Below are 20,488 nucleotides of genomic sequence, written 5' to 3' on the forward strand. Positions count from 1 at the left end.
GCGATTTGCATCGGTAGCAGTTCGACGCGCTGCGGGTGTGCCCTCCTGTCTCGAAGCCCAGGACCAGCGGTGTCTCGAGTGCGTCCGGATCGCTGGCCGACGTCGGCGGGTCGGTCGCGGCGCACAACCTGGGCAGGGGGGATGCCCCCGGCGGCCGTCAGCGTCGCGTCGGGTTGGTTGCTTGCGGCAACGGGAAGCAAGAGTTTGTCACAATTTGGTTGACTGAAGTAATGTTCATAACTGATACTAACCTCACAAAAATCGGGCGAGGTGCGCAGTTGTAGCCGTCAGCGCAGTCATGCGGCAGCGCAGTCTCGGTTGGCGCGATCGAAAGGGGCTGACTATGTCGTATGTGCTGGTGACACCAGATTGGATCGACGCAGCGGTTGGTGACCTGACCGACGTGGAACAGGCGGTCGTCGCGGCGAACGCTGCCGCCAAGGTCTCCACGACGGGGCTGCTCAGTGCCGGTGCCGACGAGGTGTCGGCCGCGATCGCGGCGATATTCGCCGACCACGGCCAGGCCTATCAAGCGATGAGCGCGCAAGCAGCGGCTTTTCACAACCGATTCATGCAAGCCCTCGCGGGCAGTGCCACCACATACGCTGTGGCGGAGGCCGCCGGTGCCTCACCGTTGCAGGCGCTCCAAGAACAGGTGTTCGCCGCAATCAACGCGCCATCGCAGGCTCTGATAGGGCGGCCCCTGATTGGTGACGGCACCAACGGCGCGCCAGGAACAGGGCAGGACGGCGGACCGGGCGGGCTGCTATTCGGCAACGGCGGCAACGGTGGGTCAGGTGGGGGCGCACACCCGAATGGCGGCAACGGCGGCGCGGCGGGGCTCTTCGGCAATGGTGGTCTCGGCGGCGTGGGTGCACCCGGGGCGGCCGGCGGTAATGGCGGCGCCGGGGGATTTCTCTACGGGTCCGGTGGGGCGGGTGGCAACGGCGGCAACGCAATCGTGCCTGGGGGAATTGGTGGCAATGGCGGCCATGGCGGATCCGCCGGCGTATGGGGCCAGGGTGGGGCGGCCGGCAATGGCGGGCTGGGAGCCTCGGGGGCTCATGGCGTCAACCCGACCCCTCTTCCGCAGGGGCCCGCAGCAGGTCCTGGCGCAAATGGTGCCTTCGGCACAGCTGTTGGAGGCAACGGAGGGAACGGCCAAGATGGCGTCAGTTCCACCACTCTGGGTCAGGCCGGCGGCACCGGGGGCTCCGGCGGTCTAGGCCAAACGGGGGGTAAAGGCGGCCTGGGAGGCAGCGGCGGATTCGGTGCACCCGGCGGCACCGGCGGCACCGGCGGGACCGGCGGCACCGGCGGAGGCGGCACGGGTGGCACCGGTGGCGCTGGTGGTGTCGGCGCCCAGGGCGGCACCGGCGGCACCGGCGGGGTCGGTGCGTCTGGCGTCGTGGGCGCTGCGGGTGGTGTCGGCGGCGTCGGCGGCATCGGCGCGGCGGGTGGGACGGGCGGTACCGGCGGCACTGCCTTCGGCAACGCCGGCGGTCCCGGTGGGCTCGGCGGTGCTGGGGGCGTCGGCGCTGCAGCTGGCGCTGGCGGCAACGGCGGCTCTGGTGGCGTCGGCGGTCGCGGCGGGTGGCTGGTGGGTAATGGGGGCGCTGGCGGGCACGGTGGCAACGCCGGGTTCGGCGGCATCGGTGCGGACGGCGGCGCCGGCGGCAAAGGGGGCACCGGCGGGAGCGGGCAGACGTCCTATCTCCAGGGGCATGGGGGTAACGGCGGGAGCGGTGGCTCCGGCGGTCAGGGCGGAGACGGTGGCACCGGCGGAAACGGGGGAGCCGGTGGCGCCGGCGGGCTGTTCGGCCTTGCTGGCGCCCCTGGTGCGGGCGGCAGTGGTGGTGGCGGCGGGTCCGGCGGTAGCGGCGGCGTTGGTGGAGGCGCTGGGACCGGCTTCGTAAACGGCCAGGCCGGACCCGCTGGCCAGCCAGGCGCTGTAGGCGCGACCGGCGCCGACGGATTGCCCGGCTGAGCCTTGGAAGATGCTGTTCAGGAGTTTTGCGGCAGGGTTCGGCGTAGTGACAGCGTCGATGTGGCTTCTGCTAGGCGATCGCGATGCCCATCCTTGCTGCGTTCCCGGCCATCATCACGATGGAAGGATCTGCGATGTCAGCCCAGAGAAATGAGGGCGCCCGCGCCTGGGAGGACGTGTCTGCAAGCACGGAAGCGGCAGAGTTGGCGTACGGCCAAAGCGGCCACCACAGTGCCGCTGAACCCGACTACTACGGCTACAGCCAAGGACACGGGCGCGACGACGAGGACGAACAGTGGGCTGAGCTGACGGGCTGGCATCGCACCGCTGCGGTGTTGATGGGATTCGGCGCGTTCGCCGCCGCGACGATCGGGTTCATCATCTTTGGCCTGGTGGTGCTTTGCGGCGGACAGGATGGCGTGCCCGGTGGTAGGACACCGTTATGGACCTCCCCTCAACCCTCAGCAACCACGAATCTCTCGCTGACCCCAACGGAATCAGAAATGCCGCGCGCATCGGTCCCAACGTCCCCGTCGGTCTCGGCGCTGATTCCGACGGCGACCGTCGCAGCGCCCTCCTCGACTTCGCCGGCCACCACCCTGGTGCCAACAACCGAGGCGTCGGCGCCCGACACGACGACCGCTCCGTCGACCCAGACCTCGGCCACAGCTACCACTACCAGCAGGTCGAGCGAGCCATCGCCCCCTCCGATTGGCCCCCCGCCCCCGCAGGGTCCGCTGGTTCTGCCACCTCCGCGGCCGCGGCTGGGGCCTTGAACCTAGTTCGCTGCGCCAGTGGGGCACCCCTGCGAATTGATTGCCTCGGCCCGCACGTGCGAACTCGACGCCATCATGGATTCTGCTGCCGAAATCATCGAATCAATCGAAAGCAACGCTGCTCGGGGTGCCTAGACCGCAGTCTTGGTGTGCGCCCGTTGGCCGGCTCGCGTAAAGCCGAGTCCAGATGAGCGAGGCCAGATGAGCAAGAGGGGGACGGGGTCAGTAACCGCCCGCGCCAGCGATCCCGGCGTTGCCGACTGCCCCCGTCTCGCCGGGTGACCCGTCATTGCCGGAGTTGCCGTTGTTACCCCCGCCGGTAGCGGTGCCCCCTGCACCGGCGGCGCCGCCCGCGCCGCCAACGCTACCGTCGCCGCCGACTCCGCCCGAGCCACCGGCGCCATGGACGCCCGGCTGGCCGAACAGGCCTCGGGCACCCCCGCGGCCGCCCAGACCTCCATTGCCGCCATCGCCGCCGTCTCCACCCTTGCCGCCTTTGCCGCCGTCGCCGCCGTCGCCGCCGTCTGCGCCGTCGTTGCCGAGCCCGCCGTTGCCGCCGTTGCCGCCGTTGCCGCCGATGGCGCCGACACCGCCGTGGCCGCCGTTACCGCCCTGGCCGCCCTCGCCACCGTTGCCGAAGAGAAGCCCGCCGTTACCACCGGCGCCACCGGCACCGCCGAGTTGGCCGGCGCCCCCGGAGCTGCCGTCACCTCCGGTGCCGCCGGCGCCCCCCTCGCCCCCGAAGCCAGGGCTGCCGTCGATGGTTCCCGCACCGCTTCCGTGCCCGGCGCCGCCGTTGCCGCCGTTGCCACCGTCGGCTCCTATCCCGCCCGGGCCACCCGCCCCCCCGCCGCCGCCACCATTGGGGCTGGGCACACCGAACTGGCCGGCTCCGCCGGCTCCACCGCCGACGCCACCGCCTGCGCCACCGCCCTTCGGGACGACGCCGCCGGCACCGCCGGCGATTCCACCCCCGGGGTCGCCCGCAGAGGTGAAGTTGCCAGTGCCACCTGCACCCCCGATCCCGCCGCCGCCCCCACCGCCGCCGCCGATGGAACCGAGAAAGTTGCCGTCCCCGCCGGAGCCGCCGTTGCCACCGGTGGCGCCCGCGCCGCCAGGGCCGCCGGCACCGCCGCCCCCACCGCCCCCGCCGGTGGCTTTTCCTCCGGCGCCGCCGGTACCCCCGGGGGCGCCGGACGCACCAGCCCCGCCGGCGCCGCCTCCGCCGCCTCCTGTGCCTCCGCTCAGGTCACCTTGGGCTCCGGTCCCGCCGTTGCCGCCCGGCTGCCCGACGGCGATGCCGTTCGCACCGGGTTGGCCGCCCTGACCCGTGGAAGGTGCGCCGTTGGCACCGGGGGGAGCTGCGGGGAGAACTACGTGCTGGGCGGGATTGACAGCGGGCGCGCCGGGCGCGCCGGCACCGCCGGCACCGCCGGCACCGCCGTTGCCCCAGAGCCACGCGTTACCGCCGGACCCGCCCGATTGCCCGGGTCCGCCTTGGCCGCCGGCACCGCCATTGCCAATCAGCCCGGCATCCCCGCCGCGACCCCCGGATTGTCCGGCCCCCCCGGCCGCACCGGCACCCCCATTCCCGTAAAGCCAGCCGCCAGCACCACCGTTACCGCCCGGCGTGGCCGCATTGGCCCCGTCGCCGATCAGCGGACGGCCGGTCAGCACCTGGCTGGGTGCGTTGACCGCTGCCAGCACCTGTTGCTCGATCAGCTGAAGCGGCGACACATTGGTGGCTTCGGCGCCGGCATACCAGCCTGCCCCGGTGTGGAGGGCTTGCATGAATTCACGGTGAAACGCCGCTGCCCGTGCGCTCACCGCCTCGTAGGCTTGCCCGTGTTCGCTGAATAGTGCAGCGATCGCAGTCGACACCTCATCGGCGCCGGCCGCGACCATCCGGGTGGTAGAGGCCAGAGCAGACGCATTGGCGTCATCGATTGCCATGCCGAGCTGGGCCATATCCCCGGCCGCCGCGTCGAGCAATCCCAGGGCTACTCGAAGTTGTGACACCTTTGTCTCCTTCCGGCGGTGAAATATTTCTTTCGGTGGCGCCGCACATTTGCTGCAGCCCGCGCTAGCCCGGCCGTGACGCGGGCCGAAGCGAAAGCGGGCCGCGATGTCTTCGCTGCGACGCAATTGCCTGCTCGAATGGTGGGGCTGGCGGACTTCGGCGAGATGTTGGCCCGAGCTTTTGGGTAAGTCGCGCACATGCGTGATCGGAAATCACCGGCATCGGTTTGTTCGCTGACCATGACGGGTACCTCAACGCATAGACTGAACAAAGTCTCACATGCGAAATTATCCTCAGTCAAGGTGGGTCGCGTAATCTCCGGCACCGGCATCCTCGCGCATCCCGGCAACGCTGAATGGTTCGCCTTAACTGGGTCGTGCGGCTGCACGGCAACAGCCGCAGACGCCACGGCGTTCCCCGGGGGGGGGGGCTAGGTCTGCGACGCGGGCGGCTTACGGCATTCGAAGCAGCCGTGGGCGAGCGCTAACCCACCACCCAAATCGCTCGTGCGGCGGGCCTGCCTAGTTCGAGGCTCGTGACCGTGTCCCCCTTCGATTCGATCGCTACCGTGATCGTGCCGGCGAATTCCCGCCGGGTGACCACCCGCAGCCGCGAATCCAGGCTGATTCCGACACTGTCGAAATATCGCAGCATTTCTGGGTCGGCATCAGAGATGCGGGCCACGGAGCCGGTCTCACCGTTGAGGCAGTCCCACAATTGACGTGCCGGGGGAGTCGGCACCTGTCCATCAGGGGCCGGAATGGGATCGCCGTGCGGATCGCGGCGCGGAAAGCCCAGCTTCGCGTCGATACGCGCTACCAGTCGATCCGACACCGCGTGCTCGAGAATCTCCGCTTCATCGTGCACTTCGTCCCACCCATAGCCAAGCTCGTTGACCAGGAATGCCTCGATCAGTCGGTGGCGACGCACCATTGCCAGCGCCGCTCGCCGGCCGGCATCGGTCAAGGTCACCGCACCGTACTTGGCGTGGTTGACCAGGCCCTGCTCGGCGAGTTTGCGGACGGACTCTGAAGCTGTACTGGCTGACACGCCAATCTTCTCCGCCAGCATCTTGGTGCTGACCTTCTCCAGCGACCATTCCTGGGCCGTCCAAATGACCTTCAAATAGTCCTGGGCAACCGCGGTGAGACCGCCAGGCTCGTCGTCAGCCTTCACAATGTGAAAGTTTAGGCCGCTTGCGTGATTGCCGATGTCGGCGCCTGCTCCACCGCGCCGAGCCCGGTCGGTGGTGCCGACTGGTCCGAGGGCTGCGGGACCGCGAAAAACGGCGGCTGCGGTGGCATCGGTGGCAGCGACGGCCCCGGCAGGTGTCCAGGTAGTGCCGCGGGCTGGCTCGCCCGCATACCCCGCAGGTGCGGCAGGTGAGTGCAGAGGTGTGGTCGGAGCTTGCGGCACGAAAGGCTCCGACGGTCCGATCAGACCGGTCGCTGCGGCTCATCTGGTCTGTTGGAACACGTAGCACCGGAGGTTTGGTGACCAGTCGGTGACGCACGTCGGTGGCCGGGGCCTTCTTCGCGGAGCGATTGATTATGAGGATTTATTCAGGAAACTTGACTGATGATTAGTTCGTAAGTGAGAATTGCCTCAACAATGCCCCAGGCGGTGTGGTCGCCAACGAGATTGCTCGGCCCATGCCTCAAGCCCGTGCGTTCGTGAGGAGGCGCTGATGTCTTGTACGCGGGACCGCGCCGGAGCTAGGCAGCGCCGCAACTGGGGACCTGGTGATTAGCGAAACGCCGCGCAGGAGCTTATGGAAGCGCCGGCACAGATGCGCGCGGGCTTCCCCGCGCCTTTAGGCCCACGGGTGTAGACGACTAGCGCGCGCCCAATCAGTGCAACGGGAACCCCGCGACTGCCGGACACATTCCCGCCAAACCCGAAAGTTCTTTCAATCAAGGAGTCGGTGGTGTCGTATTTGCGTGTTGTGCCGGAGCTGGTGGGTGTTGCGGTTGGTGAGGTGGCCGATGTTGGGTCGGTGGTGACGACAGCGAGTTCGGCGGTGGCGGCCTCGACGACGGAGCTGATGGCGGCGGGTGCTGATGAGGTGTCTGCGGCGGTGGCGGGTGTGTTCAGTGAGCATGGGTTGGCTTATCAGGCGGTGAGCAGGCAGGTGGCGGTGTTTCATCGCCGGCTGGTGGAGGCGCTGGCGGCTAGCGCTGGTTCTTATGCCAGTGCTGAGGCTGCTGGGGTGTCGGCGTTGCAGAGCTTGGAGCAGCAGGTGTGGGGTGCGGTGAATGGGCCTACTGAGTCGTTGTTGGGGCGGCCGTTGGTGGGCGATGGTGCGGCGGGGGGGACGGTTAATGGGGTGGGGCAGCCTGGTGGTGCGGGGGGGCTTTTGTATGGCAATGGTGGTAGTGGTGGGGTGAGTACGGCTGCGGGTGTGGCTGGTGGTGTGGGGGGCAGTGCGGGGTTGTGGGGCAGTGGTGGGGCTGGTGGGCGAGGTGGTGCGGGGGCGGCGGGGGGTAGTGGTGGTACTGGCGGGTGGTTGTATGGCAATGGTGGTGTGGGGGGGACCGGTGGGGCTGCTGTGGCGGGCGTCAATGGTGGTGTTGCTGGTCGGGGTGGGGATGGGGGCAGTGCGGTGTGGTTCGGCAGTGGTGGTGGTGGCGGTCAGGGCGGGACCGGGTTGGCTGGGGCCGACGGGACCAATGCCACCCCCAACGGCACCACCGCTGCCGGGGGAAGAGACGGGACGACCACTCAGCTGACCTACGGCGGCGGCGACTTTGAAATTGCGGGTAGTGCGGGGACCTCGGGTGCTGCTGGTGGTGCCGGGATTGACGGCGGCGCCGGAGGTAATGGCGGCTCAGCTACAGCGACGGGTGTAAGTGGCGGTTCGAACTACATCCAGGCGGCTGGCGGTGCGGGCGGTGCGGGGGGCTCAGCCGGTGCAGGCGCCACTGGCGGTGCCGGTGGCGGAGGTGGCGCAGCGATTGTCAACGATGGCGAAGCCTCTGGCGGCGCCGCGTTGGCCTATGGGGGAACGGGGGGTGACGGGGCGCCGGGCGGAGTCTTGGGTGGAACGGGCGGTGCTGGCGGTGCCGGCGGTAGCGCAGGTGTGTCCATACCCGCTGGCGCTGGTATCGCACTGGGTGGCATGGGCGGCCCAGGCGGCGTGGGTGGTAGCGGAGCGTTCGGCAGCGCCGGCGGAACGGGCGGTGCTGGCGGTGACGGGGGTCGCGGGGGGCTGCTGGTCGGCAACGGTGGTGCCGGCGGCATGGGGGGGATTGGTGGCCACGGGGGCGCCGGTGACATCGGTGGTGCCGGCGGCATGGGCGGTGCCGGCGCTGTTGGCATGGTCAACGAAAGTGCAAATGCCAGTGGTGCCGCCGCCGGCAACGGCGGTGATGGGGGTGACGGCGGCGCTGGTGGCGACGGTGGTGTCGGTGGCGCCGGCGGAGCCGGCGGTCAGGGCGGCGCGTCCGGGCTGCTGGCAGGGATCGGCGGGGCCGGCGGAGCCGGCGGCAGCGGCGGTGACGGCGGCGCCGGTGGCCAGGGCGGCAACGGAGCCGCGGGTGGCGCCGCCGGCGGACCTGGCGCGTATCAAGGCATCGTTGGTGACGGCGGTGACGGCGGTGGTGGTGGAGCCGCGGGCGTTGGAGGCAGCGGTGGAGCGGGCGGGTCCGGCGGCGTTCTCACCGGTGCTGGGGGTGCCGTGGGTTCGGTGGGCGGCAACGGTTCCCAAGGCGCCTCCGGCACTGACGGCCAACAGGGATGACTCCGCCCGTGCGCCTTGGAGCAATGGCTCGGCGAGTCTGAATGTCGAGCGGGGCGGCCGGACCTGGTTAGGCACGGGTCCGGAGAGTCTCGGCAGCAGTATGAGACGAAGTACGAATGGGGTGCCCGCCCAGAACAACAATGCAGGGTTGGACGGGGCTGAGCCGTGCAGCACACACACGAGTGCGAATGTTCCACCGCGCGCCGTAGGCTTACGGTCGTGCAGCGGTGGCGCGGTCAGGACGAGATCCCCACGGACTGGGGCAGATGTGTGCTCACCATAGGGGTCTTCGACGGCGTGCACCGTGGGCACGCCGAGCTGATCGCGCACGCGGTGAAGGCGAGCCGTGCCCGCGGCGTGCCGTCGGTGCTGATGACGTTCGATCCGCACCCGATGGAGGTCGTCTATCCGGGCAGCCACCCGGCCCAGCTGACCACGCTGACCCGCCGCGCCGAACTGGTCGAAGACCTGGGCATCAACGTCTTCCTGGTGATGCCGTTCACCACCGACTTCATGAAGCTCACTCCTGAGCGCTACATTCACGAGCTGCTGGTGGAGCACCTGCACGTGGTGGAGGTGGTGGTGGGGGAGAACTTCACTTTCGGCAAGAAGGCGGCCGGCAGCGTCGACACCCTGCGGAAGGCCGGCGACCGGTTCGGGTTCGCGGTCGAGGCGATGTCCCTGCTGTCCGAACACCACAGCAATGAGACCGTCACGTTTTCGTCCACCTACATCAGGTCCTGCGTGGACGCCGGCGACGTGTTGGCGGCCACCGAAGCGCTGGGCCGCCCGCACCGCGTCGAAGGTGTCGTCGTGCGGGGCTACGGACGCGGCGCCGAGCTGGGATTTCCCACCGCGAACGTGGCGCCGCCGATGTATTCGGCCATTCCCGCCGACGGCGTGTACGCCGCCTGGTTCACCGTGCTCGGGCATGGGCCGGTGACCGGCACCGTCGTTCCCGGTGAGCGCTATCAGGCTGCGGTGTCCGTCGGCACCAACCCGACGTTCTCCGGACGCACCCGGACCGTGGAGGCATTCGTCTTGGACACCGCCGCCGACCTGTACGGCCAGCATGTGGCACTGGACTTCGTCTCGCGCATCCGCGGTCAGCAGAAGTACGACTCGATCGACGACCTGGTCGAGGAGATCGGCAGGGACACCGAGCGCACCCGCGCCCTGCTCACCTAGGCAAGAACGACCGGCCCCGCGCCCCTGCTAGACTGCCCGACGACATCGGCGCGTGCTGCGGTTCGCGGTGGCCGCGCTGTGAATCCCTGATCGCGGACCTATTGATGGAGATATTTTCGTGGCGCTTACTGCCGAGCAGAAGAAAGAAATTCTGAAGTCTTACGGTCTGCACGAGACCGACACCGGATCACCGGAGGCGCAGATCGCGCTGCTGACCAAGCGCATCGCCGATCTCACCGAGCACCTCAAGGTCCACAAGCACGACCACCACTCCCGCCGCGGCTTGCTGCTGCTGGTCGGCCGCCGCAAGCGGCTGGTCAAGTACCTGACCCAGGTCGACGTGGAGCGGTACCGTTCGCTGATCGAGCGGCTGGGTCTGCGCCGCTGACCCAAGGCGCGTTAGGCGCCGCTGCGGCCGTCGTTCTGGCCCTCCTCATCGGCGCGGTGACCGGGTGTTCGGCGGGGAAAAGCGGCTCCGACCTCAGCGAATTCACAGTGGGGGACTGCCTCGAGCTGGGTGGCACGCCTGCCCAGCCGCAGGCCGCCAAGGCCCCGTGCGGTAGCCGGGCGTCCAACTTCAAGGTCGTCGCCGTCGCGAAGGACCGGGACCAGTGCCCCCGTGACGTCGATTCGTCGTACTCGACACACAATTCGATCAGCGGATCGAACAACACCCTTTGCCTGGACATCGACTGGGTGATCGGTGGCTGCATGAGCGTGGATCCGCACCACATCGCCGATCCGTTCCGCGTCGACTGCGACGACACTTCGGTGGCCAATCGCCAGCGGGCCACCCAGATCCTCAAAGATCTCGACCCGCCGGTCTCGGTGGACCAGTGCGCCAGCGGCCTGGGCTACACGTACTCCCAGCGGCGGTTCGCCGTGTGCGTCGAGGACATCAGTAGCGCACCCCGGAACTAGAGGTCGGACGCGTCGGGCGGTGGGTTTCGCCCCGGGTCTTGCCCCTCGTGCGAGTTAGCTCGGTGTAGAGTGAGGGCGTTCTGGGCCGGTTCGGCCCGAGCACCTTGGTGCGGTTCGCGGTCCGCGCGCGCCGTTCCTGCGAGTCACCATGCGTGTCACGGGAAGCAGCTCTGTATCGGGCGGTCTTCGGTAGTGGCTGCCGGGCTCCCAGCATCTGGGGCAGGTCGGCAGCTTCGATCGATGGCCGTAGCCGTATTCAGACCCTGCTCCCTGGTTTGCTCCGCACCGACCCGCGAAACAGCTGAATAACCAGAGAGGCCGCACTGACGTTATGTCTGCGACTGAAATCGAAGAAGGCGTCTTCGAGTCCACCGCCACCATCGACAACGGGAGCTTCGGCACCCGCACCATCCGCTTCGAGACGGGTCGACTGGCCCTGCAGGCCGCCGGCTCGGTGGTCGCCTACCTCGACGACGAGAACATGCTGCTGTCGGCGACCACCGCCAGCAAGAACCCGAAAGAACATTTCGACTTTTTCCCACTGACCATCGATGTCGAGGAGCGGATGTATGCCGCGGGCCGCATCCCCGGCTCCTTCTTCCGCCGGGAGGGCCGTCCCTCCACCGACGCGATCCTGACCTGCCGGCTGATCGACCGGCCGCTGCGCCCGTCGTTCGTCGACGGTTTGCGCAACGAGATCCAGGTCGTGGTGACGATCCTGAGCCTGGACCCCAACGACCTGTACGACGTGCTGGCGATCAATGCCGCGTCGGCGTCCACCCAGATCTCCGGGCTGCCGTTTTCCGGGCCGGTCGGCGGCGTCCGGGTGGCCCTCATCGACGGCACCTGGGTCGCTTTCCCCACCGTCGAGCAGCTCGAACGGGCCGTGTTCGACATGGTGGTCGCCGGCCGGAAGGTTGACGGTGACGTCGCGATCATGATGGTCGAGGCCGAAGCCACCGAAAAGGTCATCGAGCTGGTCGAGGGCGGCGCCCAGGCGCCGACCGAAACCGTGGTCGCCGAAGGGCTCGAGGCCGCCAAGCCGTTCATCGCCGCCCTGTGCACCGCCCAGCAGGAGCTGGCCGACGCGGCCGCGAAAGACACGCGCGAATACCCGACCTTCCCCGACTACGAGGACGACGTCTACTACTCGGTCGCCTCGGTGGCCACCGACGAGCTGACCGAGGCGCTGTCGATCGGCGGCAAGGCCGAGCGCGACAAGCGCACCGACGAGATCAAGTCGCAGGTCGTCGAGCGGCTTGCCGGCACCTACGAGGGCCGGGAGAAGGAGATCGGCGCCGCGTTCCGCTCGCTGACCAAGAAGCTGGTGCGCCAGCGCATCCTCACCGACCACTTCCGCATCGACGGTCGTGGCATTACCGACATCCGCGCGTTGTCGGCCGAGGTTTCCGTGGTGCCTCGGGCGCACGGCAGCGCGCTGTTCGAGCGCGGCGAGACCCAGATCCTGGGTGTGACCACCCTGGACATGGTCAAGATGGCCCAGCAGATCGACTCGCTCGGCCCCGAGACGTCCAAGCGTTACATGCACCACTACAACTTCCCGCCGTTCTCCACCGGTGAGACCGGCCGGGTGGGGTCGCCCAAGCGGCGCGAGATCGGCCACGGCGCCCTGGCCGAGCGGGCTTTGATCCCGGTGCTGCCCAGCGTCGAGGAGTTCCCGTACGCGATCCGCCAGGTGTCCGAGGCCCTCGGTTCCAACGGTTCGACCTCAATGGGATCGGTCTGCGCGTCCACGCTCGCGCTGCTCAACGCCGGGGTGCCGCTCAAGGCCCCGGTGGCCGGCATCGCGATGGGGCTGGTGTCCGACGACGTCGATGGAGAGACCCGCTACGTGACGCTCACCGACATCCTCGGTGCCGAGGACGCGTTCGGCGACATGGACTTCAAGTGCGCCGGTACCAAGGACTTCGTCACTGCGCTGCAGCTGGACACCAAGCTGGACGGCATCCCCTCCAAGGTGCTCGCGGGTGCTCTCGCCCAGGCCAAGGATGCCCGGCTGACCATTCTCGAGGTCATGGCCGAGGCCATCGACCGGCCCGACGAGATGAGCCCGTACGCGCCCCGGGTCACCACCATCAAAGTCCCGGTGGACAAGATCGGCGAGGTGATCGGGCCCAAGGGCAAGGTCATCAACGCGATCACCGAGGAAACCGGTGCGCAGATCTCCATCGAGGATGACGGCACGGTGTTCGTCGGGGCCACCGACGGTCCGTCCGCGCAGGCCGCGATCGACCGGATCAACGCCATCGCCAACCCGCAGCTGCCGACGGTCGGGGAGCGGTTCCTCGGAACCGTGGTCAAGACAACCGATTTCGGTGCGTTCGTGTCGTTGCTGCCCGGGCGTGACGGCCTGGTGCACATCTCCAAGCTGGGCAAGGGCAAGCGCATCGCGAAGGTCGAGGACGTGGTCAACGTCGGCGACAAGCTGCGGGTGGAGATCGCCGACATCGACAAGCGGGGCAAGATCTCGCTGGTTCTGGTGGACGACGACGACGCCGCTGCGGCTCCCGAGACTGTCGGTGCGGCTCCCGCCGATGCCGCGACGGTCAGCAGCTGACACCGGGGGCGCACGGCCCCCGGAAAAGGGAGGCGTGCGTCGCACCACTCTGCCGGGCGGACTGCGGGTCGTTACTGAACACCTACCCGCGGTGCGCTCGGCATCTGTGGGGGTCTGGGTCGGGGTGGGCTCTCGCGACGAGGGCACCACGGTGGCCGGCGCCGCGCACTTCCTCGAGCATCTGCTGTTCAAGTCGACCCCGACCCGCTCGGCGGTAGACATCGCCCAGTCGATGGACGCCGTCGGCGGCGAGCTCAACGCCTTCACCGCCAAGGAGCACACCTGCTACTACGCGCATGTGCTGGACTCCGACCTGGCGCTGGCCGTCGATCTGGTCGCTGACGTGGTGCTCAACGGCCGCTGCGCAGTCGAGGATGTGGAACTGGAACGCGACGTGGTCCTCGAGGAGATCGCGATGCGCGACGACGACCCCGAGGACGCGCTGGCCGACATGTTCATGACGGCGTTGTTCGGCGACCACCCGGTGGGCCGGCCGGTGATCGGCAGCGTGCGGTCGGTGACGGAGATGTCGCGGTCCCAGCTGCACTCGTTTCATCTGCGCCGCTACACCCCGGAGCGGATGATCGTGGCGGTGGCCGGCAACGTCGACCACGACGAGGTCGTCGCGTTGGCCCGCCAGCATTTCGCGGCCCGCCTGGTCCGCGGGCGCCGACCCTTGGCGCCGCGCAAGGGGTCGGGCCGAGTGACCGGCGAACCCGGTCTGGTGCTGGGCAATCGCGACGCCGAGCAGACGCACGTCTCGCTGGGCGTCCGCACGCCCGGGCGCGGCTGGGAGCACCGCTGGGCGTTGTCGGTGTTGCACACCGCGCTCGGCGGTGGGTTGAGTTCCCGGTTGTTCCAGGAGATCCGGGAGGCGCGCGGGCTGGCGTACTCGGTCTATTCGTCGCTGGACATCTTCGCCGACAGCGGCGCGCTGTCGGTGTATGCGGCCTGTCTGCCCGAACGCTTCGCCGACGTCATGAAGGTCACCACCGCGGTATTGGAGTCGGTGGCCCGCGACGGCATCACCGAGGACGAGTGCCGAATCGCCAAAGGGTCGCTGCGCGGCGGGCTGGTGCTGGGCCTAGAGGATTCCGGCTCCCGGATGAGCCGGATCGGTCGCAGCGAACTCAACTATGGCGCCCATCGCAGCATCGAACACACGTTGCGACAGATCGAGCAGGTCACGGTGGACGAGGTCAATGCGGTGGCCCGGCGCCTGCTCACCAAGCGCTACGGCGCGGCCGTTCTCGGCCCGTACAGTACGAAACGATCGCTGCCCCAACAACTTCGAGCGATGGTAAGTTAACCCGATGGTTTTGGGTTTCTGGGACATCGCCGCGCCCATCGTGGGTGCGCCGATGGCCGGTGGCCCTGGCACCCCCGCGCTGGCGGCCGCGGTGTCGAACGCCGGTGGGCTCGGCGTCGTCGCGGGCGGCTACCTGACCGCGGAGCAATTCGCCGAAGACATCGCGGCGGCACGGAAAGCGACCACCGGCCCGATCGGGGTCAACCTCTTCGTGCCCCAGCCCAGCGTCGCCGACTGGGTGCAACTGGAGTATTACGCCGAAGACCTCGAAGAGGTTGCCGACCATTACCGCGTCGAGGTGGGCCACCCGGTGCACGGCGACGACGACGATTGGCAACGCAAGCTCGAGGTCGTGGCCGACGTGCGCCCGGAGATGGTGTCGTTCACCTTCGGCGCCCCGCCGCCGGATGTCGTGCGGATGTTGAGCGCACAGGGCCTGCTGGTGTCGGTCACGGTGACGTCGGCCTACGAGGCCGGGGTGGCCGTCGCGGCTGGTGCGGACAACCTGGTGGTCCAGGGGCCGGCGGCCGGCGGCCACCGCGGTACGTTCGCGCCGGACATGGAGCCCGGATCGGAGTCGCTGCACCAGCTGCTGGACCGGATCGGCCACGCGCACGACGTGCCGCTGATCGCGGCCGGCGGGCTGGGCACCGTCGAACAGATCGCGGCGGTGTTGCGCAGGGGAGCGGTGGCCGCTCAGGTCGGCACGGCGCTACTGCTGGCCGACGAGGCAGGCACCCACCCGGCCTACCGGGTCGCGCTGAAGAACCCCGAGTTCGACTCCACGGTGGTCACCCGGGCGTTCTCCGGCCGCTACGCGCGTGGCCTGGCCAACAACTTCACTCGGCTGCTGGATCACGTTGCGCCACTTGGTTATCCGGAGGTGAACCAGATGACCAAGCCGATCCGGGCAGCCGCGATCGAGATGGAGGATCCGCACGGGACGAACCTGTGGGCGGGCGAAGGTTACCGGCAGGCCCGCAGTGCGCCGGCCGCTGACATCGTCACCGCACTGGCTCCCTACATCCGTTAGTCGGGTTCGTTAACCGGCCAGCACGGCGGTCGGGTCGGTGAAGGGCAAGCCCAGGTCCTCGGCCACGTGGTCGGCCAGCAGCGCGCCGGCATGTGTCGAAAGACCCTTGGCCAGAGCGGGATCGGAGCGGCAGGCCGCACGCCAACCTTGGTCGGCGAGCTTGAGCGCGTAGGGCATGGTGGCGATGGTCAGCGCGTACGTGGACGTCTTGGGTACTGCGGCGGGCATGTTGGCCACGCAGTAGAACAGCGTGTCGTGCACCGCGAACGTCGGTTCGTCGTGGGTGGTCGGCCGGGAGTCTTCGAAACAGCCGCCTTGGTCGATGGAGATGTCGACCAGCACCGCTCCGGGTTTCATCTGTGCCACAAGAGAATTCGGTATCAGGCTGGGGGCTTTCGCGCCCGGGACGAGTACCGCGCCGATCACCAGGTCGGCGCGGGTGACGGCGCCTTCGAGCTCGTAGGCCGACGAATGGCGGGTGCCGATACGGCCGGCGAATTCGGCGTCGAGCAACCGGAGCTTGGCCAGATTGACGTCGAGCACCATGACGGATGCCCCCATGCCGCTGGCGACCCGGGCGGCGTTGTAGCCGGCGGTGCCCCCGCCGATCACCACGACGTCGGCGGGTTTGACCCCGGGAACCCCGCCCATCAGCGCGCCCCGCCGGTTGGGAGGGCCGCCCTGGGTCCGCATCAGGTGGTATGCCCCGACCTGAGCGGAGAGTCGTCCGGCGACCTCGCTCATCGGAGCCAGCAGCGGCAGCGACCCGTCGGCGGTCTGGACCGTCTCGTACGCGATCGAGGTGGCCCCGGAGGCCAGCAGAGCGTCGGTGCAGGATCGGGAGGCGGCCAGGTGCAGGTAGGTGAACAGGGTCAACCCCGGGCGCAGGTGGCCGTACTCGGCCGGCAGCGGTTCTTTGACCTTCAGCACCAACTCGGCATCGGCCCACACCTGCGCCGCGGTGTCGGCTAGGACGGCGCCGGCCGCCTTGAACTCGGCGTCGGTGATCGCCGAGCCCTCCCCGGCACCCGCCTGGACCATGACGTCATGGCCGTGGCGGGTCAGTTCGGCGACTCCGGCCGGGGTGATCGCAATCCGGAATTCGTTGTGTTTAGTCTCGGTCGGAATGCCGATGCGCATGACGTCTAGTGTGAAGAAACTTCGGGATTGTCGCAATCTTGATGCCGATTGTTCTATAAAGTTCATATATGACCGATAATCCACCGGATGTTGCGGACCGCCCCGGTGGTGGGCCGAAGGATGTTCGGCCGGCCGACCTGGACGGCGTGGACCGCCGGATCCTCAGCCTGCTGCACGGCGATGCCCGCATCACCAACAACGCGCTGGCCGACGCGGTGGGCATCGCGCCATCGACGTGTCACGGCCGGGTGCGCCGCCTAGTGGAACTCGGCGTGATCCGCGGTTTCTACGCCGACATCGACCCCGTCGCGGTGGGTTTGTCGTTGCAGGCGATGATCTCGGTCAAGCTGCAATCGGGTGCGCGCCGCAGAATCCGCAGTTTCATCGAGCAGATCCGTAGCAAGCGGCAGGTGGTCGACGTCTATTTCCTGGCCGGCGCGGACGATTTCATCCTTCATGTCGCGGCCCGCGACACGCAGGATCTGCGCACCTTCGTGGTCGAGAATCTCAACGCCGATGCCGATGTGGCAGGCACTCAAACCTCGCTGATCTTTGAGCATCTGCGTGGGGCGGCACCGATCTAGCAACCGGCGGCCTGGCTATGATCGGCCGATGAGCGAACCTTCGGCTACAGCCACAGTTCAGATCGAGGCCAGTCCCGAGACGGTGTACGGCCTGATCACCGACCTTCCGACGCTGGCCGCGCTGGCCGAGGAGGCGGTGGCAATGGAGCTTCTCGAGGGCGATGCCGTCACCGAGGGGGCGGTGTTCGTCGGCCACAACGAGAATGGCAGCAAACGCTGGAAGACAAAATGCACCGTCACCGACGCCGAGCCCGGCCGGGTCTTCGCATTCGACGTGCGCTCGGCGGCGCTTCCGATCGCGCGGTGGCAGTACGACATCGCCGCGGCCGACGGTGGTTGTCGGGTGACCGAGAGCACCTGGGACCGCCGGCCCGGTTGGCTGCGCAAAGTAGCCGGCGTGATCACCGGCGTTGCCGACCGCAAGGCCCAAAACACGAAGAACATCGAGCTGACGTTGCAGCGCCTCAAGCAGCGGGCCGAGAAAAGGTAGTACCGCGGGTATCGCATACCTGACCCGTTTCAGTACACTTGCCACTCGAGGCAAGGGGGCCGTGATGAGCACTGTTGACGATCGGGCGGTGGGGCCGCACGCGGGACCGTCGGTTGCCGCCGACCATGAGCGGCTGGTACTGGAAGCGCGCAATGTCGAGTTCGACTGGGCAGAGTTGCCGTTTCACTATGTGCCGGGCGAACCGATGGCCACACACGTTCTCAACGTGCTGCACCTGCTGCTGCCGGCTGGTGAAGAGTTCTTCGTCGATGTCTTCAAGAAGACGCTGCCCCTGATCAAGGACGATCAACTACGCCTGGACGTGCAGGGATTCATCGGCCAGGAGGCGATGCACTCGCAGGCGCACTCCGGAGTGCTGGCACACTTCGACGCTCAGGGCATCGACCTGACGCCGTTCACCGACCAAGTGCGTTGGCTGTTCGGAAAGCTGCTCGGGGAGAAGCCGCATCGCAGCGTGCGCCGATACCACAGCTGGTTGTTGGAGCAGGTGGCCTTCATCTCGGCGATCGAGCATTACACGGCCGTGCTGGGCGAGTGGATTCTGGACTCGCCGGCGCTGGACGCCGTCGGGACTGACCCGGTGATGCTGGACATGCTGCGCTGGCACGGGGCCGAAGAGGTCGAGCACAAGGCGGTGGCGTTCGACACCATGAAGCACCTGCGGGTCGGGTATTGGCGGCAGATCCGGGCCCAGCTGGCGGTGACGCCCGTGCTGACCTTGTTGTGGATCCGCGGGGTGCGCTTCATGTACTCGGTGGACCCGTGCGTACCGCCGGGGACCAGGGCGCGCTGGCGGGACTTCCTGCGCGCCGCGCGGCGCGGGTTGGTACCCGGGCCGCGCCGGTTGATCAGCGTGGGCGGCTCCTATTATCGGCCGGGCTTCCATCCGTCGCAGCTGGGCGGCCTGGAGCGCGCCGTCGACTACCTCGCGGTATCCCCCGCCGCCCGGGCGTCGCACTGAAACATGGCTATTCTCAACGCATCTGACGGTGTGACCCTGTCCGTCCACCGCTACGCCGACGTCGACCCGGCGCGTCCGACGGTGCTGGCCATCCACGGGTACCCGGACAACCACCACATCTGGGACGGGGTGGCCGAACTGCTCGGCGGGCGGTACAACGTCGTCGCCTACGACGTGCGCGGAGCCGGCGAATCGTCCTCTCCGGCAGACAGATCCGGATACCACCTGGACCAATTGGTCGCTGACATCGGTGCCGTGATCGACAGCCTGGGCGTCGGGCAGGTGCATCTGCTGGCGCACGACTGGGGGTCGGTGCAGGCGTGGTCGGCGGTCACCGACGGCGCGGTGGTGTCCAAGATCGCCTCCTTCACTTCGATTTCGGGTCCGCACGTGCGGCACATCGGCCAGTTCGTGCGCTCGGCGCGCACGCCGCGCGAGATCGGCAACGTGGCGCGGCAGGCCAGTTCGTCGGTGTACGTCGGGTTCTTCTTGAGTCCCCGTCTGCCGGAGTTGTTCTTCCGGTCCCGGCTCGGAGTGAAAGTCGTCGAAGGCCTGGAACGCTTCGGCCGGTCGAGCACCCTGAGTCGACGCACCAAGTCGCCGCGCGGGATCGGCGACTACGTCAACGGTTTGAACCTGTACCGGGAGAACCTGCCCGCGCCGTTGGTGTCACCCGGCGCTCAGGTTCCGCAGACCGCCGTCCCGGTGCAAGTACTGATACCCGGCAAGGACCTCTTCATCACGCCGGCGCTGCAGCGTTACGTCGGTGCGATTCCGCCGACGGGCAGGGTCGTCCCGATCCAGGGTGGGCACTGGGTGGTGACGTCGCGCCCCGACGTGATCGCGCGGCTGACCGGCGAGTGGATCGACGCGGTCGTGGGGGGCCTGGCGGAATCGGAGTTGCGTGCCGGCCCGCGCGAGGTGGGCGGCAAACTGGCGCTGGTCACCGGGGCGGGCTCCGGCATCGGCCGGGCGACCGCGGTGGAATTGGCCCGCACCGGCGCGGCCAAGGTGGTGATCGTGGACCGCGACCCCGGTGCGGCCGAGGAAACGGCGGAGGCCGTCCGGGCGGCCGGGGCCCAGGCTGCCGTGTACCAGGCTGACGTGACCGACGAAGAGTTGATGAATGACCTTGCGGCACAGGTGTATAACGATCACGGCGTGGTGGACATCCTGGTGAACAACGCCGGCATCGGGATGGCGGGCCGGTTTCTGGAGACGTCGTCCCGGCACTGGGACGACATCATGGCGGTCAACGTCCGCGGCGTCATCACCGGCAGCAGGGCCTTCGGCGCTCAGATGGTCGAGCGCGGTGAAGGCGGAACCATCATCAACCTGTCGTCGGCCGCGGCGTTCCTGCCGTCGAAGTCCATGGTCGCCTACAGCACAACGAAAGCCGCGGTGCTCGGGTTCAGTGAGGCATTGCGCGCCGACCTCGCCGACGAAGGCATCAGCGTCACCGCCGTCTGCCCCGGCTTCGTGAACACCAATATCGCGAAAAGCACCGTCTATGCCGGCATGTCGGCGCAGCAGCAGGAGCGGGCCCGAGCGAAAGCGGACGCGAGTTACCGGCGGCGCAACTACACCCCGGAAGCCACCGCCAGGGCGATCGTCAAGTCCATCAGAACCGGGCCGGCGGTGCTGCCGGTGGCCCCGGAGTCAAGGGTCGGCTACGCGATGCGGCGCATCAGCCCTTCGGCCATTCGATTGCTGGCGCGCCTGGATATCCGGCAACAGTAGG

The 20,488-nt window shown here is 68.4% G+C and carries 16 protein-coding genes; 12 read left to right on the forward strand and 4 right to left on the reverse strand.

Translation table 11 applies throughout. The features are described 5' to 3' along the window. Positions 1-343: 343 nt before the first annotated feature. Positions 344-1,987 (forward strand): PE family protein, encoded by a 1,644-nt coding sequence (locus JX552_RS33290; RefSeq protein ID WP_205877439.1) that lies wholly within the window; start codon positions 344-346, stop codon positions 1,985-1,987. A gap of 454 nt (positions 1,988-2,441) precedes the next feature. On the opposite strand, the gene JX552_RS10985 is transcribed toward JX552_RS33290, so the two are convergent. From JX552_RS10985 to mntR, 3 genes are all read right to left on the reverse strand, one after another. After that, positions 2,442-2,654, reverse strand: coding sequence for a hypothetical protein (locus JX552_RS10985; protein ID WP_205877441.1), 213 nt, complete (start codon positions 2,652-2,654; stop codon positions 2,442-2,444). Between the two features lie 331 nt (positions 2,655-2,985). After that, positions 2,986-4,731 (reverse strand): PE family protein, encoded by a 1,746-nt coding sequence (locus JX552_RS33295; RefSeq protein ID WP_431195978.1) that lies wholly within the window; start codon positions 4,729-4,731, stop codon positions 2,986-2,988. 535 nt (positions 4,732-5,266) lie between these two features. After that, positions 5,267-5,959 carry a manganese-binding transcriptional regulator MntR gene (mntR, locus tag JX552_RS10995; protein WP_205877444.1) on the reverse strand — a complete coding sequence of 231 codons (693 nt, stop codon included), beginning with the start codon at positions 5,957-5,959 and terminating at the stop codon, positions 5,267-5,269. Between the two features lie 751 nt (positions 5,960-6,710). Here mntR and JX552_RS33300 point away from each other — a divergent pair. The 7 genes from JX552_RS33300 to JX552_RS11030 all read left to right on the forward strand — a co-directional run bounded on the left by JX552_RS33300 (position 6,711) and on the right by JX552_RS11030 (position 15,551). Further along, positions 6,711-8,522, forward strand: a complete 1,812-nt coding sequence (locus JX552_RS33300) for a PE family protein (RefSeq protein WP_205877446.1) — start codon at positions 6,711-6,713, stop codon at positions 8,520-8,522. 219 nt (positions 8,523-8,741) lie between these two features. Further along, a complete protein-coding gene (locus JX552_RS11005) occupies positions 8,742-9,710 on the forward strand; it encodes a bifunctional riboflavin kinase/FAD synthetase (protein WP_205877448.1) in 969 nt (322 codons plus the stop codon). A 118-nt stretch (positions 9,711-9,828) separates the two neighbouring features. Beyond that, positions 9,829-10,098, forward strand: coding sequence for a 30S ribosomal protein S15 (gene rpsO, locus JX552_RS11010; RefSeq protein ID WP_036354818.1), 270 nt, complete (start codon positions 9,829-9,831; stop codon positions 10,096-10,098). Then, on the forward strand, positions 10,095-10,631 hold the full coding sequence (lppU, locus tag JX552_RS11015; RefSeq protein WP_431195979.1) for an LppU family putative lipoprotein: 537 nt from the start codon (positions 10,095-10,097) through the stop codon (positions 10,629-10,631). The genes rpsO and lppU overlap by 4 nt, the downstream gene beginning before the upstream one ends. Before the next feature lie 331 nt (positions 10,632-10,962). After that, positions 10,963-13,209 carry a polyribonucleotide nucleotidyltransferase gene (locus tag JX552_RS11020; protein WP_205877450.1) on the forward strand — a complete coding sequence of 749 codons (2,247 nt, stop codon included), beginning with the start codon at positions 10,963-10,965 and terminating at the stop codon, positions 13,207-13,209. After that, positions 13,187-14,518, forward strand: coding sequence for a M16 family metallopeptidase (locus JX552_RS11025; protein ID WP_205877451.1), 1,332 nt, complete (start codon positions 13,187-13,189; stop codon positions 14,516-14,518). The genes JX552_RS11020 and JX552_RS11025 overlap by 23 nt, the downstream gene beginning before the upstream one ends. 4 nt (positions 14,519-14,522) lie before the next feature. Further along, positions 14,523-15,551, forward strand: coding sequence for a nitronate monooxygenase (locus JX552_RS11030; RefSeq protein ID WP_205877453.1), 1,029 nt, complete (start codon positions 14,523-14,525; stop codon positions 15,549-15,551). 9 nt (positions 15,552-15,560) lie between these two features. Here JX552_RS11030 and ald read toward each other — a convergent pair whose 3' ends face one another. Continuing rightward, complete coding sequence (gene ald / locus JX552_RS11035) at positions 15,561-16,691, reverse strand: alanine dehydrogenase (RefSeq protein WP_205877455.1); 1,131 nt, start codon at positions 16,689-16,691, stop codon at positions 15,561-15,563. A 68-nt stretch (positions 16,692-16,759) separates the two neighbouring features. Between ald and aldR the strand changes: the two genes are divergently transcribed. The 4 genes from aldR to JX552_RS11055 all read left to right on the forward strand — a co-directional run bounded on the left by aldR (position 16,760) and on the right by JX552_RS11055 (position 20,487). Continuing rightward, positions 16,760-17,275 carry an HTH-type transcriptional regulator AldR gene (aldR, locus tag JX552_RS11040; RefSeq protein ID WP_205877456.1) on the forward strand — a complete coding sequence of 172 codons (516 nt, stop codon included), beginning with the start codon at positions 16,760-16,762 and terminating at the stop codon, positions 17,273-17,275. A 28-nt stretch (positions 17,276-17,303) separates the two neighbouring features. Continuing rightward, positions 17,304-17,765: an SRPBCC family protein gene (locus tag JX552_RS11045; RefSeq protein WP_205877458.1), complete on the forward strand. Its 462-nt coding sequence runs from the start codon at positions 17,304-17,306 to the stop codon at positions 17,763-17,765. Positions 17,766-17,829: 64 nt separating this feature from the next. Then, positions 17,830-18,747, forward strand: coding sequence for a metal-dependent hydrolase (locus tag JX552_RS11050; protein WP_205877460.1), 918 nt, complete (start codon positions 17,830-17,832; stop codon positions 18,745-18,747). A 3-nt stretch (positions 18,748-18,750) separates the two neighbouring features. Continuing rightward, positions 18,751-20,487, forward strand: a complete 1,737-nt coding sequence (locus JX552_RS11055; protein ID WP_205877462.1) for an SDR family oxidoreductase — start codon at positions 18,751-18,753, stop codon at positions 20,485-20,487. Position 20,488 lies beyond the last annotated feature (1 nt).

This window comes from Mycobacterium gordonae (assembly GCF_017086405.1).
Lineage (GTDB): Bacteria > Actinomycetota > Actinomycetes > Mycobacteriales > Mycobacteriaceae > Mycobacterium > Mycobacterium gordonae_D.